The sequence below is a fragment of the Mesorhizobium sp. M0136 genome (assembly GCF_040322515.1).
GTDB lineage: Bacteria > Pseudomonadota > Alphaproteobacteria > Rhizobiales > Rhizobiaceae > Mesorhizobium.
This window is the reverse complement of the sequence record NZ_JAMYTP010000039.1, coordinates 1-23,691: the sequence shown is the minus strand read 5'-3', so window position 1 is coordinate 23,691 and position 23,691 is coordinate 1. Positions and strand designations below refer to the sequence as shown.

Annotated in this window: 25 protein-coding genes and 2 pseudogenes; 7 read left to right on the top strand and 20 right to left on the bottom strand. The window is 60.7% G+C overall.

Annotated elements, in window-relative coordinates:
• The first annotated feature begins 2 nt into the window (after positions 1–2).
• Positions 3–659 carry a hypothetical protein gene (locus tag NKJ35_RS29045; protein ID WP_352650992.1) on the top strand — a complete coding sequence of 219 codons (657 nt, stop codon included), beginning with the start codon at positions 3–5 and terminating at the stop codon, positions 657–659.
• A gap of 23 nt (positions 660–682) precedes the next feature.
• Here the strand turns inward: NKJ35_RS29045 and NKJ35_RS29040 are convergent, their stop codons facing one another.
• The 13 genes from NKJ35_RS29040 to NKJ35_RS28980 all read right to left on the bottom strand — a co-directional run bounded on the left by NKJ35_RS29040 (position 683) and on the right by NKJ35_RS28980 (position 13,557).
• On the bottom strand, positions 683–1,165 hold the full coding sequence (locus tag NKJ35_RS29040; protein ID WP_352650991.1) for a hypothetical protein: 483 nt from the start codon (positions 1,163–1,165) through the stop codon (positions 683–685).
• 487 nt (positions 1,166–1,652) lie between these two features.
• A complete protein-coding gene (locus tag NKJ35_RS29035; RefSeq protein ID WP_352449738.1) occupies positions 1,653–1,925 on the bottom strand; it encodes a DUF2274 domain-containing protein in 273 nt (90 codons plus the stop codon).
• Between the two features lie 11 nt (positions 1,926–1,936).
• Complete coding sequence (locus NKJ35_RS29030; protein ID WP_352650990.1) at positions 1,937–3,154, bottom strand: TraB/TrbI/VirB10 family type IV secretion system protein; 1,218 nt, start codon at positions 3,152–3,154, stop codon at positions 1,937–1,939.
• Positions 3,155–3,164: 10 nt separating this feature from the next.
• A complete protein-coding gene (gene trbG, locus NKJ35_RS29025) occupies positions 3,165–4,193 on the bottom strand; it encodes a P-type conjugative transfer protein TrbG (protein WP_352650988.1) in 1,029 nt (342 codons plus the stop codon).
• Positions 4,183–4,914: a conjugal transfer protein TrbF gene (gene trbF, locus NKJ35_RS29020; protein WP_031212913.1), complete on the bottom strand. Its 732-nt coding sequence runs from the start codon at positions 4,912–4,914 to the stop codon at positions 4,183–4,185. Before trbF ends, trbG begins: the two co-directional genes overlap by 11 nt.
• A complete protein-coding gene (gene trbL, locus NKJ35_RS29015) occupies positions 4,915–6,237 on the bottom strand; it encodes a P-type conjugative transfer protein TrbL (RefSeq protein ID WP_352650986.1) in 1,323 nt (440 codons plus the stop codon). It abuts the gene before it with no gap.
• Positions 6,238–6,272: 35 nt separating this feature from the next.
• On the bottom strand, positions 6,273–6,998 hold the full coding sequence (gene trbJ, locus NKJ35_RS29010) for a P-type conjugative transfer protein TrbJ (RefSeq protein ID WP_352650984.1): 726 nt from the start codon (positions 6,996–6,998) through the stop codon (positions 6,273–6,275).
• Positions 6,995–9,445 carry a conjugal transfer protein TrbE gene (trbE, locus tag NKJ35_RS29005; protein WP_352650981.1) on the bottom strand — a complete coding sequence of 817 codons (2,451 nt, stop codon included), beginning with the start codon at positions 9,443–9,445 and terminating at the stop codon, positions 6,995–6,997. Before trbE ends, trbJ begins: the two co-directional genes overlap by 4 nt.
• On the bottom strand, positions 9,439–9,711 hold the full coding sequence (locus tag NKJ35_RS29000) for a VirB3 family type IV secretion system protein (RefSeq protein ID WP_352650979.1): 273 nt from the start codon (positions 9,709–9,711) through the stop codon (positions 9,439–9,441). The genes trbE and NKJ35_RS29000 overlap by 7 nt, the downstream gene beginning before the upstream one ends.
• Positions 9,711–10,019 carry a TrbC/VirB2 family type IV secretion system protein gene (locus tag NKJ35_RS28995; protein ID WP_023680310.1) on the bottom strand — a complete coding sequence of 103 codons (309 nt, stop codon included), beginning with the start codon at positions 10,017–10,019 and terminating at the stop codon, positions 9,711–9,713. Before NKJ35_RS28995 ends, NKJ35_RS29000 begins: the two co-directional genes overlap by 1 nt.
• Before the next feature lie 11 nt (positions 10,020–10,030).
• Positions 10,031–10,999, bottom strand: coding sequence for a P-type conjugative transfer ATPase TrbB (gene trbB / locus NKJ35_RS28990; protein WP_352467841.1), 969 nt, complete (start codon positions 10,997–10,999; stop codon positions 10,031–10,033).
• The gene (locus tag NKJ35_RS28985; protein WP_352541492.1) at positions 10,996–11,409 is read right to left on the bottom strand and encodes a CopG family transcriptional regulator; all 414 of its coding nucleotides are present in this window, start codon (positions 11,407–11,409) and stop codon (positions 10,996–10,998) included. Before NKJ35_RS28985 ends, trbB begins: the two co-directional genes overlap by 4 nt.
• Before the next feature lie 120 nt (positions 11,410–11,529).
• Positions 11,530–13,557, bottom strand: a complete 2,028-nt coding sequence (locus tag NKJ35_RS28980) for a conjugal transfer protein TraG (protein WP_352650976.1) — start codon at positions 13,555–13,557, stop codon at positions 11,530–11,532.
• Positions 13,558–14,835: 1,278 nt separating this feature from the next.
• Here NKJ35_RS28980 and NKJ35_RS28970 point away from each other — a divergent pair.
• Complete coding sequence (locus tag NKJ35_RS28970; protein WP_352650975.1) at positions 14,836–15,258, top strand: KTSC domain-containing protein; 423 nt, start codon at positions 14,836–14,838, stop codon at positions 15,256–15,258.
• 505 nt (positions 15,259–15,763) lie between these two features.
• Here NKJ35_RS28970 and NKJ35_RS28965 read toward each other — a convergent pair.
• A complete protein-coding gene (locus NKJ35_RS28965) occupies positions 15,764–16,039 on the bottom strand; it encodes a hypothetical protein (RefSeq protein ID WP_352650973.1) in 276 nt (91 codons plus the stop codon).
• Between the two features lie 177 nt (positions 16,040–16,216).
• Here NKJ35_RS28965 and NKJ35_RS28960 point away from each other — a divergent pair, with 177 nt between their 5' ends.
• Both NKJ35_RS28960 and NKJ35_RS28955 read left to right on the top strand, forming a co-directional pair.
• On the top strand, positions 16,217–16,570 hold the full coding sequence (locus NKJ35_RS28960; protein WP_352650971.1) for a hypothetical protein: 354 nt from the start codon (positions 16,217–16,219) through the stop codon (positions 16,568–16,570).
• 563 nt (positions 16,571–17,133) lie between these two features.
• Entirely contained in the window at positions 17,134–17,379 is a 246-nt protein-coding gene (locus tag NKJ35_RS28955; RefSeq protein ID WP_352648362.1) for a hypothetical protein, read from the top strand.
• Between the two features lie 54 nt (positions 17,380–17,433).
• Here NKJ35_RS28955 and NKJ35_RS28950 read toward each other — a convergent pair whose 3' ends face one another.
• Entirely contained in the window at positions 17,434–17,610 is a 177-nt protein-coding gene (locus NKJ35_RS28950) for a hypothetical protein (protein ID WP_352495879.1), read from the bottom strand.
• 411 nt (positions 17,611–18,021) lie between these two features.
• Between NKJ35_RS28950 and NKJ35_RS28945 the strand changes: the two genes are divergently transcribed.
• From NKJ35_RS28945 to NKJ35_RS28935, 3 genes and pseudogenes are all read left to right on the top strand, one after another.
• Positions 18,022–18,732 (top strand): Crp/Fnr family transcriptional regulator, encoded by a 711-nt coding sequence (locus NKJ35_RS28945; RefSeq protein WP_352648365.1) that lies wholly within the window; start codon positions 18,022–18,024, stop codon positions 18,730–18,732.
• Positions 18,733–18,806: 74 nt separating this feature from the next.
• Entirely contained in the window at positions 18,807–19,052 is a 246-nt protein-coding gene (locus NKJ35_RS28940; RefSeq protein ID WP_352648366.1) for a hypothetical protein, read from the top strand.
• 566 nt (positions 19,053–19,618) lie between these two features.
• Positions 19,619–20,210 (top strand): annotated as a pseudogene (locus tag NKJ35_RS28935) (hypothetical protein).
• 21 nt (positions 20,211–20,231) lie between these two features.
• On the opposite strand, the gene NKJ35_RS28930 reads toward NKJ35_RS28935, so the two are convergent.
• The 5 genes and pseudogenes from NKJ35_RS28930 to NKJ35_RS28910 all read right to left on the bottom strand — a co-directional run bounded on the left by NKJ35_RS28930 (position 20,232) and on the right by NKJ35_RS28910 (position 23,520).
• Complete coding sequence (locus tag NKJ35_RS28930; RefSeq protein WP_352650969.1) at positions 20,232–20,897, bottom strand: PHP domain-containing protein; 666 nt, start codon at positions 20,895–20,897, stop codon at positions 20,232–20,234.
• A gap of 182 nt (positions 20,898–21,079) precedes the next feature.
• Positions 21,080–21,829 (bottom strand): annotated as a pseudogene (locus NKJ35_RS28925) (helix-hairpin-helix domain-containing protein); the annotation flags it as partial.
• Positions 21,830–21,999: 170 nt separating this feature from the next.
• A complete protein-coding gene (gene ligD / locus NKJ35_RS28920; RefSeq protein ID WP_352648371.1) occupies positions 22,000–22,167 on the bottom strand; it encodes a non-homologous end-joining DNA ligase LigD in 168 nt (55 codons plus the stop codon).
• A gap of 641 nt (positions 22,168–22,808) precedes the next feature.
• Entirely contained in the window at positions 22,809–22,955 is a 147-nt protein-coding gene (locus NKJ35_RS28915) for a DUF982 domain-containing protein (protein WP_352648373.1), read from the bottom strand.
• A 310-nt stretch (positions 22,956–23,265) separates the two neighbouring features.
• On the bottom strand, positions 23,266–23,520 hold the full coding sequence (locus NKJ35_RS28910; protein WP_352495872.1) for a DUF982 domain-containing protein: 255 nt from the start codon (positions 23,518–23,520) through the stop codon (positions 23,266–23,268).
• Positions 23,521–23,691 lie beyond the last annotated feature (171 nt).

Here is a 23,691-nt window from a genome sequence, read left to right as displayed (position 1 = left end):
CAATGAGTTGGGAAACGAGGGCCGCGAACAACCTACTCCCGTTCAGTTGGGACAAAGACAGCCTTTCGCAAGCTCTTCGCGAGTGGCGCTACACTGGCGACTACCATGACCTGGAAGCGCCCTCCGCGAACTGTGAACTCTGCGATCATCCCGACATCCGCTACCAATTCGAAATTCGTAATTTGCACACCGCGGAAAGGCTGTTGATCGGATCTGAATGCATTCATCGATTCGGTATTGCTGCGACCGACGAAGAAGGCCGCACATTAGACGCCTTGGCAACACGAAAGAAAGTCGAACGGGATCGGCGACAACTTGTCGAGGACGCGCGCCGCAGGCGATTGGTGACCGCGCTTGTGGCGCTGGCGAACGTTGAACCCGATTTCAATGTTCATTCCTTCATAGACTATCTGCAGACGCGGGGGGCATTCACCCCAAAACAACTGGCGACCGTTCTCTGGAGGTTAAAAAAGAAAGGCGTCGTGCATAGCCCTCAAGACTTCAAGCTCACGATCCGTCGAAGCCGGGAAAAAGCGCAAATTTTGTCCCTGAAGGACTGGGAAATGGTGCTTGTACGGCCGTGCCTCACGAGCGCACAGTCAGCCTACCTCGAGAAAGTTGCTCATCGAAGGATAATCCTCGACCATCTGCTTGACTAAGCCAAATTATGGCTCCGGAAGATTCATGCCGGCTCGGCTACGGCTCTTTCAGACCTCTCGATTTGCGCTTCAATTTTCTCCTGGGTAGTTTTGGTGGCAAGGTACTCAACCAATTCTGCAGCGTGATTTTCGCAGCCCTTTGCCTGCTTACGAAGAAGCGAGACGTGGTCAGAAAGTTCTTGCGTTGTGCAGAGGCCTATTGGAACCAGGGACCGTTCGCCGTTCCGAAGCACAGGATACGATTTGACCAAGCGAGTATGGCCGGGAAAAACCATCTGCGGGGACGCAGGATCGTCACTCATGCCCACGCGCTTCAACATGCGTGTAACGACATCCACAAGTTCTTTCTTGGCAAATGCTCTATAGAAGTCGGCATGCGGGCCTGTCAGAGGTTTGCTTTTGAATATCTCCTCAACGATTTCGCTCGGCTTCGCGATCTGGCCGGCCTCCATCCGTTGCCCGATGAGTTTATGCAGCTCATACAGAAGCGCAGAGTCTTTGGCCATGACTTCTATCCCATCAATTGTTGAATAGTGAAGGTGGTAAAGCCTAAACGGCCGTCAATCCGTTTCTGGGGCCACAGCATCCAAACTAAACGTGAATCACTGGTAAGTTGATCGGGTATCATCTGCCGATTCTAAGATTTGTCAAAGTCGTTGTTCTGATTTTGTTCGAATTTGCAGGGGGCACGACACAGGCGAACGTCGGGCGGCTGCCGGGACAATGCTGCGAAGTCCGACTGATGGATCGCCGGCAATCCTATAGTTAAATGGGTACCGAATTCGAGCGGCGGGGTGCCGGCGAATTGAATGTCCGCTCTTCGTGCGCGGCCGTGAGCGATTGGATGTCCGGCATGAGGCGCAGAGCCGGCATTGGTTCGGGGCAGATCAGCTCGACTATTGTGCCCTATGTTTCGGCTTGCCGCCGGCAAGTTGCTTCAATGCATTCGCCCGCCTAGAAAGGTGCCACCTCGGACTCACTGGTCGCTGTGACTTATTCGGACCCTGAAATTGGCTGCCGCCGCGATTTCTCTGACTTGTCGACGACAGGGAGCCCTTCCTTTCTGGCCTTGGCAAACGCTCGATCGCTCTCCAGGAACTCCGCCAGCATGAACGGGATCAGTTCCGCTACCGATTCGGACTCGCCATAGGTCTGACGATAAAGCGCCGCATAGTCCTGCAGTGCTTGGTTCAGGTCTGCACTTACGCTTATGGTGATCTTCGAAGGTGTCCGATCCGGAAGTTTGCCGAGTTTCAGATTGGTCATGATGACTCCAGTCAATTCGGGTACGGCCGTAGCACAAGATCCTTGTGCACGATGACGCGCAGTGGCCAACCAGGGCGGACGGTGATCGTGGGCTGAATATTGAGGTTCTTCTCGGTGATGCGCTGGCCAGCTTGACTGACGTTCTGCTGAGCGGATTCGCGGATTGCTTTGACCAGGTCGCTTTCGTCTTGCCCGAGGCTCAGCTCCGTGCCGACCCCCAGCAACGTGGCCAGCGCAACGCCTTTCATCAGCTGCCAGGTGTGGAAATCCACCTTGTCCTCAAGCCCGGCATAGCCGGCGGTGTCCGTCGCCGGCAGATTGTCGATTTCGATCGAAGAGCCGTCGGGCAGCAGTATCCGTTGCCAGACCAGCAGCGCGCGCCTTTGTCCAAAGGCAACAACGCTGTCATAGGTGCCAATCAGGCGAGAGCCTTGCGGAATGAGCAAGGTGCTGCCGGTGACTGTGTCCTGCACATTCTCGGTGACCTGTGCGACGACGAGGCCGGGCAAGTCGGAATTGATGCCAGTGATCAGGCTCGCTGCGATGACGCTGCCGGCCATCAGCTGATACGGCGAAGCCGGCGTCTGCAGTGCATGCAGATTGTAGATTCCACTTGTGTTCCGCTGGCTGACAAAATCGAGCTTTCGCTGTTGATTGTTTTGGTCGCCCTCGGCCGGTGCTACGGAAGCTGAATCGCGTGCGGCGTCCGATTGTGGAGCCGTTGCCTCAAAGGGTGGACGCCCGCCCTGCCCGTTGCCGGCGGCATCCGTTAGCCGGGGTCGATTTTCGATCCGGAAGAAGACTTGCGATTCGCGCGCCTCGATCGCCTGCTGTGCAAGGCGCTGCTCCTCCGCCGAAACCTCCTGGCCCGGCGCGATGCCCAGCTGGCGTTGGTGCTCAAGGATGGGGCGGCCGAGGTCGCCGGGCAGCGGTGGTCCAAGCACCGGAGGCTTGGGCTTGATCCCGGAATAGTCCTTAGGCAGCCTTTCAATTGCCTCCGCGGTTGGCTTCCGCTCAGTGTTGTAAAGCTCTTCAGCCTGCTCTTTGATGCGCAGCGCCGGTCCCTGCAGCGCCATCATGGTGACGCCTAGAACGGTCCCGGAACCAACAGCAGCAATGGCGACAATAATGCCGCGCTTGAAGCGCACAGCGCGGCGAGGCGAGGCCCGCAGCTGCAGCTGTTCTGGATCGATTTTCGGTGAAGCATCGGAGCGGGAAGTATCCGTCATGGGCCGTCCCTCACCTGCTGGAACGCGAAAAGAGCAATATCCGCCTCGGCGCTTGCCTGCCGTCGGTCCTCGTGATGCGCACCACCTGCTGCTGCTTGGCGCCGAGGCGCAGTTCGGCTGCGGCGAAGAGGCGATCGACGATGTAATAGTTGCCCCGTATGCGGTAGTTGACGAGCTGGTTGTCCCCGTCAGCACCGACGATGAAGAGCGGCGGAGCCTCGCCCTGATCGATGCGGCGCGGAAACTCGATATAGACTTTGCTGCCATCATCGAAGGCGCGCGTCGGCCTCCAGGGCGGCATGTCGCCCGTAATCGAATAGCGGAAGCGAATATTTTCGAGAACCACATTCGACGCCACTGCCATAGCGGCGTCGGCCTGCGCATTGCGCCGGCGTAGCGCGATGATCTGGTCCTCGCTGTAAGTCCAGGAGATGGCTGCCATGGCGGTCTTATCCGTGCTTTGAAGCTGCAGGTGATAGCTTCGCCGGTCCGTGGTGATCACCAGATTGGTGGCAAGTCCTGGCGCGAAGGGCTTCACCAGCACATGGGTGCGCTGGTCATCGCCGGAGCCACTGACGGTGTCGCCAATTACCCAGCGCACTGTATCGCCGGCCGACACGGATTGGAGTTTCTCGCCTGACTGCAGAGCGATATCGCTGACGCGCTCCGGTGCGGCATAGAGCTGGTAGAGCGCGCCTTCGGCAAAGGGGTAAACCTGCACCGCATTCACATAGCCATATTTGGTGGGTTGCTGCGTCGCCGCCTTGTTGGCATCGGCGACACGTTCTTCAGGCGAGCGCTTGTCTTCAGCAGCCTTGCCCGGCTCGGGCTGCAACTGGCCGGGCAGCGGCAGCGGTTTCGGCACTTCCACGACTTTGACGGGCTTCCCCGGCGCCTTCTCAATCGCGGCCGGCTTGAAGTCAGCATGGTCATAGGAAATCTGCGGCGGCGGCACCGGCTTCGAGGCACAGGCGGAAATGACCGCAGCCGACGCCGACAGGATCAGCGCAGTGCGGAGAGACGAGAGTCTATTTATCATTGGCGGGCTCCTTTGGGGGAACGGAAGTTTGCGCGGCACTGTCGAGCTCGCGCGACCAGTCGATTGCGTTGATGAAGACGCCGAGCGGGTTTTTGCGCAGCTGATCGGTATTGTTCGGCGGCCGGATCACAATGGTGAGAATCCCGGTCCAACGCGTTGTGCTGGCGAGGCTGCCGCGCTCAAAGACCTGCTCGGTCCATTTGACTTGAAAGGAGCTGTCGGACGCTCGAACCACGCTCGTCACCTGCACCGAGACGCTGCGCGTGCCGATCTTGCCGAACGGGTCGTTGGCCTTAGCGTACTCGTTGAGAAAGAGGGCTCCGCGGTCGGTGGCAAAGTCGTAGGCCGAGAGCCAATTCTGCCGCACCAGCACCGCATCGGTGGAAACAGAGCGGACATTCTGGATGAAGCGGCCGAGATGCCAGGCGATCTGGGCATCGGTGGGCTCGTAGTCCCGGATTGCTGGAGCGACGGCGCGCGCCTCGCCGAAACGATCAACCTCGACGACATAGGGCACGACGCGGCCCTGCATCGACTGCCACAAGAGTCCACCAGAGAGCCCGGTGGCCAGAGCGAGGCAGCCAAAGGCCATCAGGCGCCAGTTCCTTGCCTGCACGCGCGCAGTGCCGATGCGCTCGTCCCAAAGTTGGGCGGCCTTCTGGTATGGTGTGACGGGGTGGGGCGTCTTCCCGTAACGCTGAACAGGTCGCTTGAAGAGCATCTAGTCTTCCTTATCGTTGAGAGAGGGGTTGGCGCCGCTTCCACCCCGATCGCCATCGCGGACGGCCTGCGTGGCGGCGTGGCGATGGGCGCGCGCGGTCTGTTCGGAACGCAAGCGCCTCGCCCACGCCGGCGCGGCATTGGCACCTGACGCGGCAGGGTTTCCGGTCATTGATGCGGTCGGCGTGCCGCCCGTCGCGGTCCAGGCGGCATCGCGGCCGGCATCGGCGCTGCGCCGGAATGGTTCTGTTGCAGATCGCATTCCCCGAATCGCGGCGCCGCCAGCTGCGCCGGCAACGCCCTGCAGTCCAGCAGCTACGCCGGAGAGGCCGGACTCGGGCGATGTTGCACGCCCCATCTGCCAAGCTGTGGAAGCAGCCGATCCCATGGCCGTGCCGGCTCGAACGGCGGCGAGACCGCCGCCGGTTGCCATGCGCGCGCCGGCAAGCGCCGCACCTCCGGCAACGAGCGTTGATCCGGCGGCCGCCGCGGTGGTTCCGAGTGCGGCTCCCGCGCCAAGCTGCGGCGCGCCGGAAACAAGACCCGAGGCAATTCCCGGTCCGAAAATGCCGAGCCCAAGCAGCGCCAACGCGCCCAGTACCTGTGACATGGCCGCGGCCAAGTCCGGCTCCTTGCCTTGCAGGGCGGAAGCTAACTCGCCGAAGAGCGTGGAGCCGATGCCGACGATGACGGCAAGCACCATCACCTTAATGCCCGACGAGATCACATTGCCGAGCACGCGCTCGGCCAGAAACGCCGAGCGGTTCCAGAGCGCGAAGGGCACCAGAACAAAGCCGGCCAATGTGGTGAGTTTGAACTCCAGGATGGTGATGAAAAGCTGGATGGAAAGGATGAAGAAGGCGATGAGGACCAGGAACCAGGCGAGAAGCAGCACGAAGATGGTCAGCGCGTTGCCAAAAATCTCGGGGAAGCCGACTAGCTGGCTCGCTTGATTGAGCAGCGGCCAGGCGCCCTCGAAGCCGGCCGCGGCAATGCGGCCTGGCCGCAGGAGACTGTCGGCGGATAAATTGCCGGACGAAGCGTTGATGCCGAGCCCCGCAAAGGAGCGGTAGATAATGTCGGCAAGGCTTCTGAAATTGTTCAGGATGAATGCGAAGGCGCCGACATAGAGCACCTTTCGGACGAGCCGACCGAGAATATTGGGTTCGCCGCCGAACGCCCAGACCAGGCCCGCCAGCGTGATGTCAATGCCGATCAGGATGGTAGTGAGAAAGGCGACGTCGCCCGAAAGCAGACCGAACCCGCTGTCGATATAGCGGATGAAGGTCTGCATAAAGCGATCGATGACGCCGAGGTCATTCATGTCGCCGTCTTCCTCGTTGTCTTGAAGACTGCTGATCAGTTGCCGGGATAGGCCGTACCGGTGCCCAGGAAACGCTTCGTCGTCTCGCGGGCAGCTTCCTCGGACTGCGCCCTGCGGGCAGCATCTTCGGCTTCAGCCCGGAACTGGGTCGCGAGCAGCGTCTGGATCTGGATCTGCTGCTTGGTCGAAAGCGCGATCAGCTGATTGGTGGCCTGGCTTGCCTCAAGGGCACCTGCCGCGCCCTGACTGCGGTTGACGAGATCGGTAAGCAGGTCGCCGTCGGCCCGCACGTTCTCCACGATCTGCGACTGCGCGCTCATGGTTTGGCGGAACGCCTGCATGGCGTTTTGCCAGCGCTCGCGCGCGGCGCTCGCCACATCGCTGACCTCGATTGTGGCGTCGTAGCTTTCCGGATATTGCACACGCCACTGGTTCTGAAGCTTGTCGAGATCGAAGCTCAGGCCGCTGGCCTGGGTCATCAGGCCGTCGATCCGTTGGAGCGAACCTGTGAGCTGGCCCACGGAAGAAAAATCCAGGCGCTGAAGGTTGCGCGCCATGTTCTGCAGCATGGTCGCCTGGTTCTGAAGCGACTGGATCTGGTTGTTTATCTGCTCCAGGGAACGTGCCGCTGTCAGCACGTTCTGCGCATAATTCGACGGATCGAACACGATTAGGGCGTGGGCCGGCTGGACGTAGTCGGCCATCGGTTTTGCGATCAGGGAAACGGTGATCAGGCTGGTGAGAAGGCGGCGCCGCATCATGACGATTGCTCCTTGTCTGGTTGAGGGAATTGCTGGAGAAGCTCGGCAGCCCAATCGAGGCCGCGCGCACTCAGGAACCGGGAGGCAAAGCTGTCCTGCCCGTGCTCTGACAGGACGCTGTCGATCAAAGCTTGCGTGGCCGGATCAGAGGCCCCGCAGAGCGCAAGAGCGATCGGGCCGAGCCCGAGCTCGAAGAGGCGGTTGCCGCGGCGCGACTGCAGATAATACTGGCGCTTCGGTGTGGCACGGGCGACCAATTCGATCTGCCGCTCGTTCAGGCCGAAGCGCTCATAGGCTGCCCGCGCCTGCGGTTCCACGGCACGGTCATTGGGAAGAAAAATCCGCTGTGGGCAGCTCTCGATGATCGCCGGCGCGATCGACGAGCCAGCGATGTCTGCAAGTGACTGCGTGGCGAAAATGACGGAGACGTTCTTCTTTCGCAGCACCTTCAGCCATTCACGGATGCGGGCGGCAAAGAGAGGGTTGTCGAGATAGAGCCACGCCTCGTCGAGCATCAGCAGCGTCGGCCGTCCGTCGAACCGCTCCTCGAGACGATGGAACAGATAGGTGAGCACCGGGAGCACAGCGCCTTGGCTGTGCATCAGCTCTTCGGTCTCGAAACACTGCACATCCGACAAAGCCAGCCGATCTTCATCGGCATCGAGCAGCCGGCCGAACGGACCGTCGAGCGTGTAGGGCATCAACGCGGCCTTGAGCCCATTGGACTGAAGCAGAACCGATAGGCCGGTCAGCGTGCGTTCCTGCACCGGCGCAGTGGCAAGGCTGATGAGTGCCGACCAGATCGCCTCCTTTACCTCCGGCATAACGGTGACATTCTCATGGGCAACGAGGCCGGCGATCCATTCCGCCGCCCAGCTGCGAGTAGCCTGGTCGCCGATATTGCGCAGTGGCTGGAAGGCAAGCGCACCATCCGCGCCCAGCGCGTGGTGTTCTCCGCCCATGGCCAGTGTTGCCGCACGAGCCGAATTGCCCTTGTCGAAAACATAGACCTGCGCCCCCGCATAGCGTCGAAACTGCAGAGCGACTAGCGCAAGCAGAACCGACTTGCCGGCACCGGTCGGCCCAACGACCAGCATGTGGCCGACATCGCCAACGTGGGTGGAAAGCCGAAACGGTGTCGACCCGTTGGTCTCTGCGAAGAGAAGCGGCGGGGATTCGGTCCCAGTCACGTTGGCGAGATGCTCGTTATCCACCGGACCGGCCCACGCCGACGACAGCGGCATGACATGGGCAAGATTCAGCGTGTGAACGAGCGGCTGGCGAACGTTAGCGTAGACATGACCGGGCAACGAGCCGAGCCACGCCTCGACCGCATTGATGCTTTCACGGATCGTGGTGAAGCCGAGCCCATTGACTATGCGCTCAACCGCTCGGAGCTTTCCCGCGGCGGCCTGCCGGTCCTGGTCCCATACCGTCACCGTTGTGGTGAGATAGCCGAAGCCGACGTGATCGCCGCCCAATGCCTGAAGGGCGGCATCCGCATCGAGCGCCTTGTTGTCGGCGCCGCTATCGACGAGAGGGGCGGGTTCGTTGGTCACGACCTCGCGCAGGATGGCTGCGACCGATTTGCGCTTGGCAAACCACTGACGGCGCAACCGGGTCAGTGTCTTTGTGGCTTCCGTCTTGTCGAGCGGGATGAAGCGCGTCATCCAGCGGTAGGCGAAATCCTGATGGTTGAGCGCGTCGAGGATCCCTGGCCGGGTGACGTTCGGGAAACCAAGGATGGTGAGGTTGCACAGATGCTGCTCACCCAGCATCGGCTCCAGGCCGCCGGTAAGCGGCGCGTCAACCAGAACACCGTCGAGATACATTGGCGTTTCCGGCATGGCGACCGGATGGCGGTAGGTCGAGATTGTGCCGTGCAGGTAGGTTAGCGTCTCGGCATCATCGAGGGCGCGCACTTCCGGCATGAAGCCGGACAGCAAATCCAGGACGCGGTCGGTCTCGTCGCGAAACCACGCCAGCTCCTGGCGCCAGTCTCTAGCCCCTCCCGAGTGATGCGAGTCGACCAGTGCGCTTTCCGCCCGCGCCTGGCCATCTGGCGCCGGCATGAAGACCAAGGTCAGATGATAGCGACTCTCGAAGTGCGCGACCTTGCCCTCGAAGGCCGCGCGCCGTTCCTCATCGACCAGCCATGAGGCAGCATCGGGAAAAGCCGAGCTCGGATAGCCCAGCGCTTCAACGCGCTCGGCCTCGAAAAACAACCCCCATCCGGAGCCCAACCTTCGTAGCGCATTGTTGGCTCGTGCGCAGATGCCGACCAATTCGGCTTCGGTCGCGCTTTCAAGGTCGGGGCCACGGAACCGGAAGGTTCGCTGGAAGCTACCGTCTTTATTGAGCACGATGCCGGGCGCGACCAAAGCGGCCCAGGGCAGATGATCGGCAAGCCGATCGGCTTTGCCGCGATACTCCGAAAGGTTCAGCATGCAAGCCACCCTTTCAGGCGAAGATGACGGACAAGCACGCTGGCGAAGTCCAGATCGCGGCGAGCGGCAAAGACCGCGAGCGTGTGGCCGGCGATCCAGAGCGCCAGTCCGGCGATCCACTGCTGCAGGCCAAGGCCTATTGCCGCGGCCACCGTGCCGTTGAGGATCGCCACCGCTCGCGGCGCGCCGCCCAGCAGGATCGGCTCAGTCAATGCCCTGTGAACGGGGACTTCGAAACCCTCGATATGCTGCTCTCCGGTGGCCATCAGACGAGTGCCCCGCCGCCGAAGGAGAAGAAGGAGAGAAAGAAGCTCGATGCCGCGAAGGCGATCGAGAGGCCGAAGACAATCTGGATCAGCCGGCGAAAACCGCCTGCCGTGTCACCGAAAGCAAGGGTCAGGCCGGTGGTGATGATGATGATCACCGCGACGATTTTGGCGACCGGTCCCTGCACCGACTCAAGGATCTGCTGCAGCGGCTGTTCCCAAGGCATGCCGGAGCCCGCTGCGTGGGCCGGGACGGTGAGAAGAAACGCGAGCGCGGTGGACGAAAGGAAGCGAAGCTTCTTGAGCATGAGGTGACCTTTCAAAACTGCTGGAGTTGCGGAAGCGTGAGCGGGGTGACGGCGTAATCACCGCTGCTGTCGAGACCGGTGACCTCAGCGATCGCGTCAATGCGGCGCGAGGATCCGCGCCCAGCGATGAAGACGATCAGATCTACCGCATCAGCGATGAGGCGGCGGGGAACGGTGACGACGGCTTCCTGGGCGAGCTGCTCGATACGGTAGAGAGCGGAGCGCGCCGAATTGGCGTGAACCGTCGCGATGCCGCCGGGATGCCCGGTGTTCCATGCCTTCAGCATGTCCAGGGCTTCCGCGCCCCTGACTTCGCCCACGATGATGCGGTCGGGTCTGAGCCGCAGGGTCGAGCGCACGAGATCGGCGAGCGTGACCGACCCCCGCCTCGTCCTCAAGGCAACGCAATCCTTCGCCGCGCATTGCAGTTCGCGCGTGTCCTCGATCAGGATCACCCGCTCGTCGCAATCGGCGGCTTGTGCCAGCAGCGCATTGGCAAGTGTTGTCTTGCCCGACGACGTGCCGCCGGCGACCAGGATGTTGCGCCGCTCGCGGACCGCCTTCTTCAGCGCATCGGCCTGCAGCGGCAGCATGACCCGGTCGGCGACATAGTCGGCCAACGTGTAGAGTTTCGCCGCAGGCTTTCGGATGGCGAAGCATGGCCCCAGCACGACAGGCGGCAGCAGACCCTCGAAGCGCTCGCCCGATGGCAATTCGGCGCTGACAATCGGATTGTCCGCATGCGCCTCGGCGCGCACGTGGGAGGCGACCAGGCGGATGATGCGTTCGGCCTCAGAAGGATGCATGTGCACGCCGGTGTCGACCCGGCCTTCACCCAACCGGTCGAGCCGCAGCGCACCGTCGGGATTGACCATCACCTCAATGACGGTCGGATCGGCAAGGGCTTCGGTGATCGCCGGACCCATGGCGGTGCGCAGCATGACGCGGCGGCGATGGTCGGCTTCCGGATGAGAACTCATCCTTCCCCTCCCCTGCGATCGTCGGTGCCAAGTGACCGTTTCCCGGAAGCGATTTGGCGGCCGACCTGTTCGACGAATTTGTCGAAGCGCTCCTGGGCAATTGCTTGCGTGGCCCTGTCCGGCACCGGCGTGTGAGCATGAAGCGTGATCGAAAAGCGGATGAAGAGCGCCAGGCTCTCCAGGATCATCTCGACATCGCGCCTGACATGTCCGAGGTCGCGGGAAAGACGGTCGAGCCTCTTGCCGTAGCGCTGGTCGAGTTCATTCTCCCCACGCCGCTCGATAAAGGTCTCGACCGCGTGCGCCACAATGGCCGATTTGGTGGTCGATGGATTGCGGCTGAGGTTCTCCAGCTTCTCGCTCAACTCGGGTTCAAGCAAAAACTGGTGACGAATGCGGTGGGGCTTCATGCTGCTCGTTCCCTCTGACCGGCGCTGATGCACCGGCGACGGGAACGAGCATCGTCGAAATCCTCGAAATCGCTTACGGCCGTTATCTACGCTGAGATGCGCCCGCGTATGGCGCGCCGTTCAGAAGCCGGGCACGATGTCCTTGTCGTCGCCCATTCCCTCGTTGAGGCCGTACGCACGTGCGGCGGTGGAAATCCGATCCATGACGCGCTTGTCGGCGAGCGTCTCGCAGTCATCGTCTGCGGGCGTGAACAGATCGCCCTGATCAGGCTCCTGGACGACGAGGGTCCGTTCTTCGCGCAGGCCCGGATGGCGCTGCTGCTGGACACCTCCGTCTTCGATTGCCGCGCCGGCACTGTCGTCATCGCCAGCAAGACGCCGATCCACGCCGCGCACCTGTCCGCTCCAATCGTCCGGGCGCGACGTGGGCCGATCCGCGTAGGCACCGTCGCGCAGCACCGGCGAAGGCAGCACTCGCTCCGTGAAATTCGGATCCTGGTAATAACGCAACTTCTTGGCGCGAATCGGCGGCAATCCCGAAACCAGGATTAGTTCGTCAGCCTGCGGCAACTGCATCACCTCACCCGGCGTCAGCAGGGGGCGAGCGGTCTCTTGGCGGCTTACCATGACGTGGGACAACCAGGGCGCCAACCGATGGCCGGCATAGTTGCGCATCGATCTGAGTTCCGTCGCGGTACCGAGCGCGTCCGAGATGCGTTTGGCCGTGCGCTCGTCATTTGAGGAAAAGGCAATCCGCACATGGCAATTGTCGAGAATGGCGTTGTTCTCGCCATAGGCCTTGGAGATTTGGTTCAACGATTGCGCTATCAGATAAGCGCGGATGCCGTAGCCTGCCATGAAGGCGAGCGCAGTCTCGAAGAAGTCGAGCCGACCGAGCGCCGGAAATTCATCCAGCATCATCAGGAGCTGATGCTTGCGGCTCTTCTTTGGATCGCCCTCCAGGCGCTCGGTCAGCCGCCGGCCGATTTGATTGAGCACCAATCGCACCAGGGGCTTAGTGCGCGAGATATCCGACGGCGGCACGACCAGATACAGCGACATCGGTCGCTCGGCATCCACAAGGTCGGCAATGCGCCAGTCGCAGGCCGATGTTGCCGCGGCCACCGTTGGATCACGATAGAGCCCGAGAAACGACATGGCGGTCGAGAGAACGCCTGAGCGCTCGTTCTCTGACTTGTTCAGCACCTCACGAGCCGCCGAGGCCACGACCGGATGGACCTGGGGCTTGTCCACCGTGCCGAGGTGGTTTGTGGTCATCATCCGCTGCAGTGTCGCAGGGAATGAGCGTTGCGGGTCCGACAGGAAGGTGGCGACACGGGCGAGTGTCTTTTCCTCTTCGGCGTAGAGCACGTGCAAGATGGCGCCAACTAGGAGTGAATGACTGGTCTTCTCCCAATGGTTCCGCCGCTCCAGCGCGCCTTCCGGATCAACGAGAATGTCGGCGATGTTCTGAACGTCGCGGACCTCATCTGGACCTTTGCGCACTTCCAGCAGCGGGTTGTACCGCGCCGATCTCGGATCGGTCGGATTGAACAAGAGACAGTGCGAGAACTTCGACCTCCAGCCAGAGGTCAGCTGCCAGTTCTCGCCTTTGATGTCGTGAATGACGGCCGAGCCGGTCCAGGAAAGAAGGGTTGGAACAACCAGTCCGACGCCCTTGCCCGAACGTGTCGGCGCAAAGGCCATGACGTGTTCTGGTCCGTCATGGCGCAGATAGCGACAATTCAGTCCGCCAAGGAAAACGCCGGCCGGCTGAAACAGCCCCGCCTTCTCGATTTCCAGCTTCATGGCCCATCGTGAGGACCCATAGGTGGTGACCAACCCCCGCTGCCGTGCGCGCCAGAGGGACCCAGCTATCGCGGCGGCACAGCCCAGGAACCCGCTGGCTCCGGCAAGTATGCCAGCCTTGTCGAAGACTTCAGGCGCATAGGCGTCAAATTGGAACCACCATTCGAACAGTTTCCACGGCTGGTAGATCGGCCAGCCGACTGTCACAAACCATGGCGCGCCGAGTGGCGGCTGATAGGAGAGCATGTGGGCGCACCATTGGGTTGCAGTCCACACGCCAAGAATGACAATTGCGAATACGACAGCGATCTGCCCAATCAGCAACTTCGTGGGTGTCAATAGCTTGCTCCGCTCTTGTGGCCAGACGGACCAAACATCGCGCCGAGCGATGAGAATTCGAACGGCCGCTACGTGCGACTAGGTGCGATGACAAGGTTGATAGGCATTGTTCAGCTGCGAACAGCGAAAATCCGCCGCAGCAACCGATCGGCGGTGCCAGGTACGCGGTTGGTCGCAGAAGATGTTGGGGCTTCAGGCGCGGGCACATTGAAGATGTGCTGACAGACAAACCTTTGGAGCCGACGCGTTTGTGCGAGTAGCGAGCTGAAAGGCTCGGCGAGAAGTCGTCGTTCTCAATCGGGCGACGGGGGATACATCGGCGAAGACGGCATAAGGCGGGATGGGCCAGACCGAGCCGACGGAAAGGTCGTAGCCAAGGCCTTGGAGCGCATAGCGCCTGGCCGGGAGGCCGCCGCCAGTCAGGCTTACGCGGCGCGTCGTTGAGCGAGGTGAAGACCCGCACGGGCTCGACGAGGGTCCACGGCGGTCACAATGTTGTGGTGGTGATCGCAGTAGACGCGATCCGGCGAAGTTGGCCCAGCACAAAAACGATAACCGCCAGGTACAGAAGCGTCTTCGCTCACCGGGAAGCGGCACTGATAGAGGCCTAGCTGAATGAGGGGGACGTCTCGCGAAGTTAGTCTGATATTTTCAGGCATCATGATGGTTTCCTAGTTCGTAGCAATTACCAGCTGACGGCCGCAGTGCGACCCGTCGGGACGAGCTTCTCTCGTTTTGGAGGGCTATGGGTCACCATATGGTGTTGGTAGCACCATCAATGAAGCCCGACGCCCTGCTTCTGAAGCCAATAGTTTGCGACTTAAGGCCACACGCGCGAACGCATTAGCAATCTACCATCGTGTCCCCGAGGCACTCGCCCGCCGCGGTTTGCCGGCGGCGGGGTCGCACTGGCTTGTGGGGCCCTAGGCCCACTCGCGGCGCTCGCACTCGATCTCGGTGCGGGTTTCCCGTGTCTCATCGCCCTGTCAGCGCCTTGCAAATGAGCGAAACCAAGCTGTCGCGCGCTCGCTCGTGGAGTGCGCCTTTCGGCCGCCATGCAAGGAAATCATCAACGCTCATCCAATCAGCCGGGTTTGTGTCGGCGTCTGGCTGGCTGAATTCCACATATAGATGCAGTTCGTCCGGCACGAAGACGACCCTCCATAATCCTTTGATGTCATTGGCAAGGGTTGTAGGCGAGGACGGTCATGGCGGGGCACTCCTTTCGCCGTGGAGCGTGCCTATCTCACGGGAAAATTCCATCACCAGAAGTTAGTATTGACGCTCGCGCTTTCTCAGAAATCCAACGTCCGCGTGATGCCGAAAGGTGCAGCCAGCTTTTTGTGTATCTCGATTGGGAACACGGGACCGCCGCGAAAGTTCGGTGCACGCAGCGAATCCTCCCCTCCAGGTATTGCTGCAGATCGGTATCCCGATCGGCCCGCGCTCCCCGCAAGGCGCGGGCCTCGGCCTGTGGTGCTCATGCCATCTACTTCGATCCGCAAGATGGAATATGATCTGGATAGAAGGACCCTCTCGGTGTGGTTCGTCGCCAGCGGCAAGCGGTACGAGTTTGAGGGGGTACCGCCGGAAACCTTTGCCGCGTTCCGGGCCGCGTTCGCCAAGGGCCGCTATTTCAACGACCACATCCGCAACAATTTCCGCTACCGGCTGGTTGCGAGCGATAGCGACCCGGGATGACCTAACCTGGCGGCGGCTCAATCGTCCTGTCGCTCCAACCGGCGGTTGGTGGACGCGTTGCCGCTGTTGCGCTTAGGGTTGGTTACGGTCCGCGCTCACTTGGCAAGCTCACCCCCCGCATCCCCCCGCCTGGTGAAAAGCGTTTGATCGGTCCCGCCGTTCTGGCAGTGCGGCGGGACTTTTTTGCGGTCCAGGTGGAACATCGGCGCGCGGGGAAGGCGCGGTGCACGCAGCACCCTTTTCTCATCTCGGTGGCGCGCTGAAGGGTCTCAACGTCGGTCTGCCGGAGCTCAACTAGCTGGACTATTGCTCGACCGGAAGCGGCTCGTGCTGTGGCTCAGCGTGGTGGAACACCTGTCCAAGATCGCGCGCGTCGAACGTTTGGCCGCAGACTGGGCAGTAGACAAAATGCTTCGACTCGTTCTCTACCGGCCCGTCATGCGGCCTGCCCTCATAGCCTGTCGCGATGTTGTCGGTCCTAATCCGGGGCAACGACAAGTGCCTTTCATCGTTTTGGCGGCCGATATTTCTCCATTAGCCGGACCTTGTCACGGTCGACCGTGACCAGCGGCCCGAGGTCGATCGTCACGGTGTCCTCGTCGATGCGCGTGACCTCGCCTTTCCGGTCGATTTGCTGGCCTCGGTTCACCTTGGTGTGATCGATGATGGAATGTGGGAAGTCGTAACCTGGGATCGAGACGCTTACGCGGTCCTCTGTTATCCGCCTTCGAACCGTGGCAGTAATCGCCACCTGGTCACCAATGCCTATTCCCCGAGCCATGCCATGGATTCTGGTGCGGGCAGTGTCTTCTTCAAGAGGTTTCTAATATACGCCCGCCATCCTAAGGCTGATCTACGACCAGAGTTACAAAAGTTGAACTTCATCGGGGAACACTCCTTCTGTCTGCCTGTTCGATTTGGCCAGGCGCATCCCGCGCATTCAGACAGGAGAAAGAAGATGAAACGCATCCTTTTGGTTTCGGCCGTGCTGGCGGTGTCGGCCGGGCTTTCCTTTGCCCAGACGACCAGCGGAACTTCGAGCGGAACCTCGACGAGCGGCACCTCGACCACGACGACCATGCCCAGCACGACGGATCAGGGCACCGGCACGACGAGCAGCGGGACCAACCTGTCCGGCGATCAGGGCACCGACACGACCACCACCAGCGGCACCACGAATCCGAACTCGGCCAGGGACTGCGCGCCCGGCCAGCAGACTGGCAGCGCTCAGCAGGCTGCGCCTGGTCAGCAGGACACGGCAGCCAACACTGCCGCGCCGGGCCAGGTGAAAAAGACCGACGAAGGTTGCTGATTGGCACATCGGCTCAGGTTGGAATCACCAGCGTGGCTGGTCTCCCCCGACCACCGGCTAAGATAAACTCGGCTGGTGAGCAAGTTGCCGCCAGCCGAGCATCAGTCCATGAACCCTTGCGCTTGCTTGTGCTTTCAGTGGGGCACGCCTAGCTTCTGTTTGCTTTCGGTCAGATAGCGTCGCTGGCGTCTTCGGACTACCGGTGAAGCAAGTCCGATGTGCGCCTATCGCGACCCCGCTTCACCTGCCGTCCAGCCGTTCGCGCATTCGCGATCGTCGCTCTCGGCAACAGGCGGCGCGCGCGGCCAGGACGTGTCGCATGTGCGCGCTGTCGAAGGAGGCGCCCAGCAACATTGCGCGTGAAGGCAACGCGGGCATCCGATCGATCGTTAAACCTTTCTCTGCAATGAGCGCCTTGTCGCCGGCGATGGGCCTCCGGCTCTTACGCATTATGGAGATCACATGTTGGTCCCGGCACCCGATGCCGGGAGCAGGTCTGCTTCGGAAGCGTCGTGACAGAACTGGGCGACATGGTTGCGGTGGAGTAGGCGCCGTCGCCCTGGATGAACAACAACTGTCGCATGCGGTGCATACCTTGTCGAAGCTTTCCGGTCGGCCGCGGCCGCATCGACGACGACCACAACGGCATCAAGTCGTTGCTGAAAGCCCGCAAGGTATCGTCAAGACATAGCGTGCCGGCGAAGATCCGCCCTCGCGACAGGGATTCGTCAGGCCGATCGGTCGGCAACGCGACCGGCCAGGTGAGCGAGAGCTTACCCTCGGTGCTGGTCTCGACCCGGCTCGCATAGAGGCGGTGAAGGGACATCTCCAAACGCTCGTCGACGGTCGTCGATCACTGCCGACTACGAGTCGAGGTCGTATGGCTCGTGGCCTAGCTCGTTGTGATGAAGCGCCTCTGCCATACACCTGATGTCGAACGCTTGGCCGCACGCCGGGCAGAGGACGAAATACTCCTCCTCCCGAAGTGGCGATGCATCGTGGTCTTGGGGGATGACGATGTCATTGTATTCGTCGGGCATTGGGTCCTCCGGCGACGCCGCCCGCCATGCTGGAACGCCTGCCGGCAGGATTTGTTTCAAAGTTACTGCGCTTAAGAAGAGGGCCGGAACGGGTGAAGCACAATGTCGGTAAGCGCAAGGCGACGGCGCCCGAAACTCATCACGTGAGCTGAACGACTGCTTTTGCCAACTCGATGCTCGAAACCTGCCGATCTGCTTAGGCCGGTTCCGGACATTCGTGACCGGCCTCATAAGTCATAAGAAGCGCCCACCACCTACGGGACTCAAGCCGACATTCGCCGAGCCTTTCGCCAGGCACGGACTTTTTGCCAACCGCACATTTGAAGCCTATGCTTCCCACATCGGCCGCCAGCGCGTCGGACGCAGCCGACAGTAAGAGGTACGTGCTCTTGCCCGCAGGGAGAGAGAGCCATGCCCCAATCCCTTCTTCGCAACCATGTATTGAAAACCCTCTCCTCGGAGGATTTCGCGCTTTTGAGGGCGTCACTGCATCACGTCGAACTCAACATCAAAGACCAGCTGGAAGTCTCTTATCAGCCGATCGAGCGTGTGTATTTTCCAGAGATGGGCATCGCGTCGGTGGTCGCTACGATGACCGGAGGGCGCAAAAGCGAGGTCGGCATCGTCGGCCACGACGGCATGACAGGAGTTGCCGTTATTCTCGGCCAGGACAAGTCGCCCAATGAAACCTATATCCAAGTCGCAGGTAATGGCTGGATCCTCCCGGTTGAAGCTCTTCGCTCTGCGATTGCGGAGAGCCAATCCCTTCGCGAGTCACTGCTTCGCTATGCCCACGCGTTCCTCATCCAGTCGTCCCGGACGGCACTGGTCAACGGCCACTCCAAAATCGAGGAGCGGTTGGCCCGCTGGTTGCTGATGGTCCAAGACCGCGTCGAAGGAAATAAGATCTACCTGACGCATGAATTCCTGGCGACAATGCTTGGTGCCCAGCGCCCCGGCGTTACCACGGCCCTCCAAATGCTTGAATATCGGGGGCTGGTTCACGCCAAGCGCGGCGAGATCACGATTATCGACCGCGTTGGAATGACACGACTCACGCATGGTGCTTACGGGGAGGAGGAGCAAAGTCACTTCGGCCTAGCCTCCGCCCAAGTGTCCTAAATCAGACAAACCCTTGCAAGCTACCGAATTCGTGCCGTAAATCGTGTGGGTCAGGGTTCAGGGAGGAATTCTCGATGACCACCACTTTTGACACAGTCACGGTTGAAAGAGCCGCCGAAGCCTATGTTCTCTCCAGAGGCAAGGCCCACTTCCTTTCGATAGCACAGGCAATCCGCGCCATCCGAACACTCATGCCCGCATGCAGGGCCACCGACCGCGAGTTGGAGGAGCTATTGGCGGCGGCATCCATCATTCACGGGGTGCCCGTCGCTTTCGATGCAAAAACGGCCGATGGTCTAGAACCACGGCTCCATTCGTAGGCCATATATGCCTGCGCTCACGCAGACGCCCACCTTCTCAGACGTTCGCCAGGCGATTATCTGTTACCTGATCGACAACATCGGCAGCCCTAGCATTTCGATATCGGAGGTTAGCCACATCGTGAGGAGAATGCTTCCGCTGTGCGAACTCACGGACTGGCAACTTGGCGATCTCATTATACAAAGCGCGATCGATGCGGGATTCGCGATTGAACTCGACGGGGTGGGTCCCTAAAACGGATGTTGAGGCTCAATAGCGGAACAGCCGCTTTAGCCATGTGGCTCCCAATCACGGACGGTCAGGCTGTGGCCTCCAAAAAGCCGCCAGGCGGCAACGCGCCTGATATCGCACTTTGAGATCAACTCTGCCGCTTCCTGTTAGCCGAAGTTGAGCGGCCCCGCTGATAATCGTGGTTGCGCCTTTAGGGCATCGTGGTTCAGACCGCTGGCGGATTAGAACTCATGTTAGCTTTGCGATCGGCTCATCGTTGCCGACAATCGGTAACCTATATAAAGGGCATGTCCACGCGCCGAAAAACCGATGCAACAGCGAAGCTGATTGGAGAGTGGCTTTAAGCCCGGCTGCAACGCTTGGATCGTCCGTCAGAGCGACGGGTATTTTTCTCGAAATACGCGCCCGCCTCCCAACGGAGTTCAGGAAATTGCTCAATCTCGAGTCCCGCGTGCTTACCCTGCGCCTGTCTGAGGGCGCCGAGAATGATGTGCAGGTGGTATTCAGGATCGTATCCAAAGCACTGCAGAATATCGAAGACCTGCCCGTAATCCCCCGTGAAAATCGAGGACATTCTGACGATCTCGACGGCCGAACGGCACCGCTGGCTGAAAGGTGGTCGCTTGCAGAGCGCCGGGACGAAAACCGTGAAACTCCGCGGGCGGGCAAGGAACATCACCTTTCACGTGTTCGACCCGCAGCACGTGGAGGATGTGCTTGACCGCGACCTGGTTACGGTCTGACGCGAACAGGACGCAGCGACAGCTGCAGAGAATAGGCGGCGAGCCGCGGGGAAGGCCGCTATGAAACGTGCTCAAAGAAGCGGTCGCGGAACTGCAGCTTCAGCTGGCTATGGCCACGATGAGAACTCGCACTCCAGTTTGCGCGGCTGGGAAGATTTTGAGAAGGACGGACTCCTGCGCTGATAGGCTGGGCGCACAAGCAGGTTAGGACGTTTGCCTGCGCCGTGCGAGATGCGCAAGGAGGGCGGTCAAACGCATCGCGTTCAGGACCCGCTTCGCAGGGACACCGCCCTTGCGCGCCATCTCGACACCCCAATGCATGTGGTCGAGCTCGCGGATCGAATGAGCGTCCGGATTGATGCTGAAGATGCAGCCCTGACCGAGTGCCTTTTGATGCCAGCGCCAATCGAGGTCGAGGCGCCAAGGATGTGCGTTGATTTCGACAGCGACCCCGTGTTTCGCACACGCTTTGAGGACTTTGTCGACGTCGAGATCATAACCGGGGCGGCGCAACAGCTGGCGACCGGTCATGTGCCCGATGATTGTCGTCCGAGGATTTCCGATCGCCGCAATGATACGCTCCGTCTGTTCCTTCTTGGGCAACTTGAAGCGGCTGTGCACGCTCGCGACGACGAAATCGAACTGCTCCAAAATATGATTCGGGTAATCGAGCGAGCCATCCGCCAGGATGTCCGCCTCGATGCCCTTCAGTATGCGAAATTTTCCATTGTATGCCTTGTTCAGCCGGTCAGCTTCGCGGTGCTGTTCAGCAATCTCCTGCAACGAAAGGCCGCCTGCGTAGTGAGCGGACTGCGAATGATCGGCGACACCATAGTATTCGAAACCGCGCCTACGCGTGGCTTCAGCCATTGCCTCAAGCGTTTCGGTGCCATCGGATGCGGTCGTGTGAGAATGCAGGATGCCATGCAGATCTTCATCCCGAATGAGGGCGGGTAGCTTCTGCTTTGCCGCTCGCTCAATCTCGTCCCTGCTTCGCGCAATTCAGGCTCGATAAACTGCAAGTCTAGAGCTTGGTAGATTTCTTCTTCTGTCGCTGACGCGATTAGCTTTCTCCCGCGATGAAGCCCGTCGGCGTTTAGGGTGAATCCCTTGTCGGCCGCGAACGTCTTCAGTTGCTCAAGGTGGTCTGCCGAACCGGTTGCTTCGAGCAGGCTCGCGCCAAAGTGCTTCCTGTCCGTGACAACAAGCCTGAGGGTCGTATCCTCGATTCCAGTCGACTTTCTGGCCTGTGCTACCAGGGCGAAGTCGGAAACGAGCTCGCAACCGCGTCGGAAGTCACCTGCAATTTCCACGCGCGAAAACTCTGGATGCTGTTGCTTTACCGATATGACCGCATGGTGGAGAAGAGCGGCGGCCTTGTGCAGGTGAAGTTGCGTTTCGCCGCTTCGCACGATGGCCAGGTTTTGCAGCAGCTTTGTCTGAAGCGCGGCGCCGAGGCCTTTGACTGGGCGTATGCGGTCTTCTCTTGCTGCGGCCTCGAGCTCCGCCAGCGAGTTCACGCCGAGCGCCTGATGAAGCTTCAGTATCTTATCGGGACGAAGCCCGGGTATGGCAAACAGCTCCATCACGCCCGCTGGAACATCCTCGCGCAGCTTCTCAAGGCTTGGGTGCGTGCCGGTTTGGTAAAGCTTGGTCACGATGTCTGCGATCGCTTCACCGATCCCCGGGATCTTGGTGAGGGCGCCGGCGGCGATGATCCGATCAAGCGGCTGCGACAGCCCCGTCAGACTGTCTGCCGCGCGCAAGTATGCCCTTGTGCGATAGGGATTGTCGCCGCGCATGGACGCCCGTTGCGCGTATTCCCTCAAAAGACTGGCGACGGTCCTCGGATTGATTTTTGCCATGGCTTCAGCCAAACGAGGCCGATCTCCGCAGGTTCCAATCAGGCAAGGCCATGAGCGCCGCGTTGCCGTTTAAATCCCGGCTTTACTGCCTCTTCCCGCGTCGGACGCTACAGATTGGGCAAGGATTGGTCAGCGCGACCCCGCCCCAGCGATTCAAGGATAGCGCGGAACTGAAAGGCAGCGGCGCGGACGGCCTCAAAATCGAGGCCTTCATCGGGGTCGAGGTCGAACACGAGGCGGTCGGCCTTTCGACATCCGTATCCGGTTTCTGCCATCGGCTTTAGAAGCCTGACATTCCGGTTCCGGTCCCCTTACCTCGAGGTGCCCCATAGACGCCAAGTACCTCGCCCAGAGCAAGCTCCGATGCCAGTTTCAAGAAGTGCAAAATGGCCCATAAATGCGGCGACCAGAGTGAATGCTCTCGTATCCGGGTCTATTTCGAGCAGCGCGGACTTGGTCAGCATTCGGACAGCCTAGCGGGCCGTCCCAACATAGCCATGGGCACCGGCCTGCTACTCACGGAACCCCCCCCTCCTCCTTGGCAGCAGCCTCGAAAGCCTGACGGACCTCTTGTCGGCGCACAGTTGCACAGCCTTCCTCCACTTAGGTCCCATCTTGGCCCACTTCATGAGTTCCTCGGCGGCACCCTCGACGTTGTTGCACCCGTAGGTGACCCCAGGTCGGTCGGTCTTGACGTACACCGGAGGGGAGAACCAATGGGTTGCCACGACACCTCCTACTCAGGGGAGAGATACACGTGGCCTCCTTAGCGGCAGCCTCAAAGGCCTTTCGTATTATGTGCGGGTCAATCGAATCGCCCTCCAAGGCTGACAGGCAGAGGATCACCGCCTTGTGCCAGCGAGGCCCTCGCCGGGTCCACATGTTGAGCTGCTCAAGATGGGCGCCATGATACCTCCTACTCAGGGGAGAGATACACGTTGGCCTCCCTGGCAGCCGCCTCAAAGGCTTCACGGACCTCTTGCGGGGACACCCTGCCCTCGAACGCGTCGACGCAGGATTGGACCGCCTTGGTCCACTTCGGGCCGTTTGTGTCCCACCCCATGAGCTCCTCGGCGGCTCCCTCGACGTGGCTGGCCCCATGCGAATGCCCGGACGTTTCGTCTTCACGTAGACCGGTGGAGAGAACCAGAGAGGACCCATAACGGGGAACTTAGAGCGGCAAGAGCCCGCCGACCAACCCCGCTTTAGCCGCAGCTAAGGGAACGATGTAGGCCCTCACGGGTTTAGAGGTGGCAGCGGGATTCTTCGTGGATGTGCAGCCGCTGTGGGGGGGTCCGTCGCCTCTCCCTCACTGGCGGCGGGCTCCTTTCGCGAAGGCGGTGTTGGTCAGAGAACCTTTACCGCAATTCAAGTTAGCTGGTTGTCATTGGGGGGAGTAATGTCCCCTCCTCTTTTGCAGCAGCCAGGAATGCCTTACGAGCCTCCTCAGGTTCCATCTCGTCGAATATCACGGCCATGCAAATGCGCACCGCGAGGTCCCAGCAAGGGCCACGCCTGGTCCACTTCATCAGCTCCTCGCCGGCTGTCTCGGCGTTGTTGACGTCGCGGATGATCCCGGGACGCTCGGTCTTGACGGGGACCGGAGGGTTGAACCAGTGGAGGGCCATGCGGTCACTCTTTGTCGACCTTATCAAGTTCCTCCAGCAAATACCTTTGCTCAGCCCAGTTCCCGTTCTACAGGCAGATTTAGCAGCTTGCGAAGGTAATTGCGGATTACCTCTAACTGTTGAAAATGCGCAGGACGGCGCGCTTTGTTGCGATGCCACAGTGACTGGAGT

Excerpts from the sequence above, each read along its gene's own strand:
- NKJ35_RS29035 (WP_352449738.1), bottom strand. The coding sequence starts at position 1,925 with ATGACCAATCTGAAACTCGGCAAACTTCCGGATCGGACACCTTCGAAG.
- NKJ35_RS29040 (WP_352650991.1), bottom strand. The coding sequence starts at position 1,165 with ATGGCCAAAGACTCTGCGCTTCTGTATGAGCTGCATAAACTCATCGGG.
- NKJ35_RS28995 (WP_023680310.1), bottom strand. The coding sequence starts at position 10,019 with ATGCTCAAGAAGCTTCGCTTCCTTTCGTCCACCGCGCTCGCGTTTCTT.
- NKJ35_RS29045 (WP_352650992.1), top strand. The coding sequence starts at position 3 with ATGAGTTGGGAAACGAGGGCCGCGAACAACCTACTCCCGTTCAGTTGG.
- NKJ35_RS28930 (WP_352650969.1), bottom strand. The coding sequence starts at position 20,897 with ATGGCTGAAGCCACGCGTAGGCGCGGTTTCGAATACTATGGTGTCGCC.
- NKJ35_RS28950 (WP_352495879.1), bottom strand. The coding sequence starts at position 17,610 with ATGCCCGACGAATACAATGACATCGTCATCCCCCAAGACCACGATGCA.
- NKJ35_RS28940 (WP_352648366.1), top strand. The coding sequence starts at position 18,807 with ATGACCACCACTTTTGACACAGTCACGGTTGAAAGAGCCGCCGAAGCC.
- ligD (WP_352648371.1), bottom strand. The coding sequence starts at position 22,167 with ATGGCAGAAACCGGATACGGATGTCGAAAGGCCGACCGCCTCGTGTTC.
- trbF (WP_031212913.1), bottom strand. The coding sequence starts at position 4,914 with ATGCTCTTCAAGCGACCTGTTCAGCGTTACGGGAAGACGCCCCACCCC.
- NKJ35_RS29030 (WP_352650990.1), bottom strand. The coding sequence starts at position 3,154 with ATGACGGATACTTCCCGCTCCGATGCTTCACCGAAAATCGATCCAGAA.
- NKJ35_RS29000 (WP_352650979.1), bottom strand. The coding sequence starts at position 9,711 with ATGGCCACCGGAGAGCAGCATATCGAGGGTTTCGAAGTCCCCGTTCAC.
- NKJ35_RS28960 (WP_352650971.1), top strand. The coding sequence starts at position 16,217 with ATGAAACGCATCCTTTTGGTTTCGGCCGTGCTGGCGGTGTCGGCCGGG.
- NKJ35_RS28985 (WP_352541492.1), bottom strand. The coding sequence starts at position 11,409 with ATGAAGCCCCACCGCATTCGTCACCAGTTTTTGCTTGAACCCGAGTTG.
- NKJ35_RS28945 (WP_352648365.1), top strand. The coding sequence starts at position 18,022 with ATGCCCCAATCCCTTCTTCGCAACCATGTATTGAAAACCCTCTCCTCG.
- trbL (WP_352650986.1), bottom strand. The coding sequence starts at position 6,237 with ATGAATGACCTCGGCGTCATCGATCGCTTTATGCAGACCTTCATCCGC.
- trbB (WP_352467841.1), bottom strand. The coding sequence starts at position 10,999 with ATGAGTTCTCATCCGGAAGCCGACCATCGCCGCCGCGTCATGCTGCGC.
- NKJ35_RS28955 (WP_352648362.1), top strand. The coding sequence starts at position 17,134 with ATGAACAACAACTGTCGCATGCGGTGCATACCTTGTCGAAGCTTTCCG.
- NKJ35_RS28915 (WP_352648373.1), bottom strand. The coding sequence starts at position 22,955 with ATGGGGTGGGACACAAACGGCCCGAAGTGGACCAAGGCGGTCCAATCC.
- NKJ35_RS28910 (WP_352495872.1), bottom strand. The coding sequence starts at position 23,520 with ATGGCCCTCCACTGGTTCAACCCTCCGGTCCCCGTCAAGACCGAGCGT.
- NKJ35_RS28965 (WP_352650973.1), bottom strand. The coding sequence starts at position 16,039 with ATGGCTCGGGGAATAGGCATTGGTGACCAGGTGGCGATTACTGCCACG.
- trbG (WP_352650988.1), bottom strand. The coding sequence starts at position 4,193 with ATGATAAATAGACTCTCGTCTCTCCGCACTGCGCTGATCCTGTCGGCG.
- trbE (WP_352650981.1), bottom strand. The coding sequence starts at position 9,445 with ATGCTGAACCTTTCGGAGTATCGCGGCAAAGCCGATCGGCTTGCCGAT.
- trbJ (WP_352650984.1), bottom strand. The coding sequence starts at position 6,998 with ATGATGCGGCGCCGCCTTCTCACCAGCCTGATCACCGTTTCCCTGATC.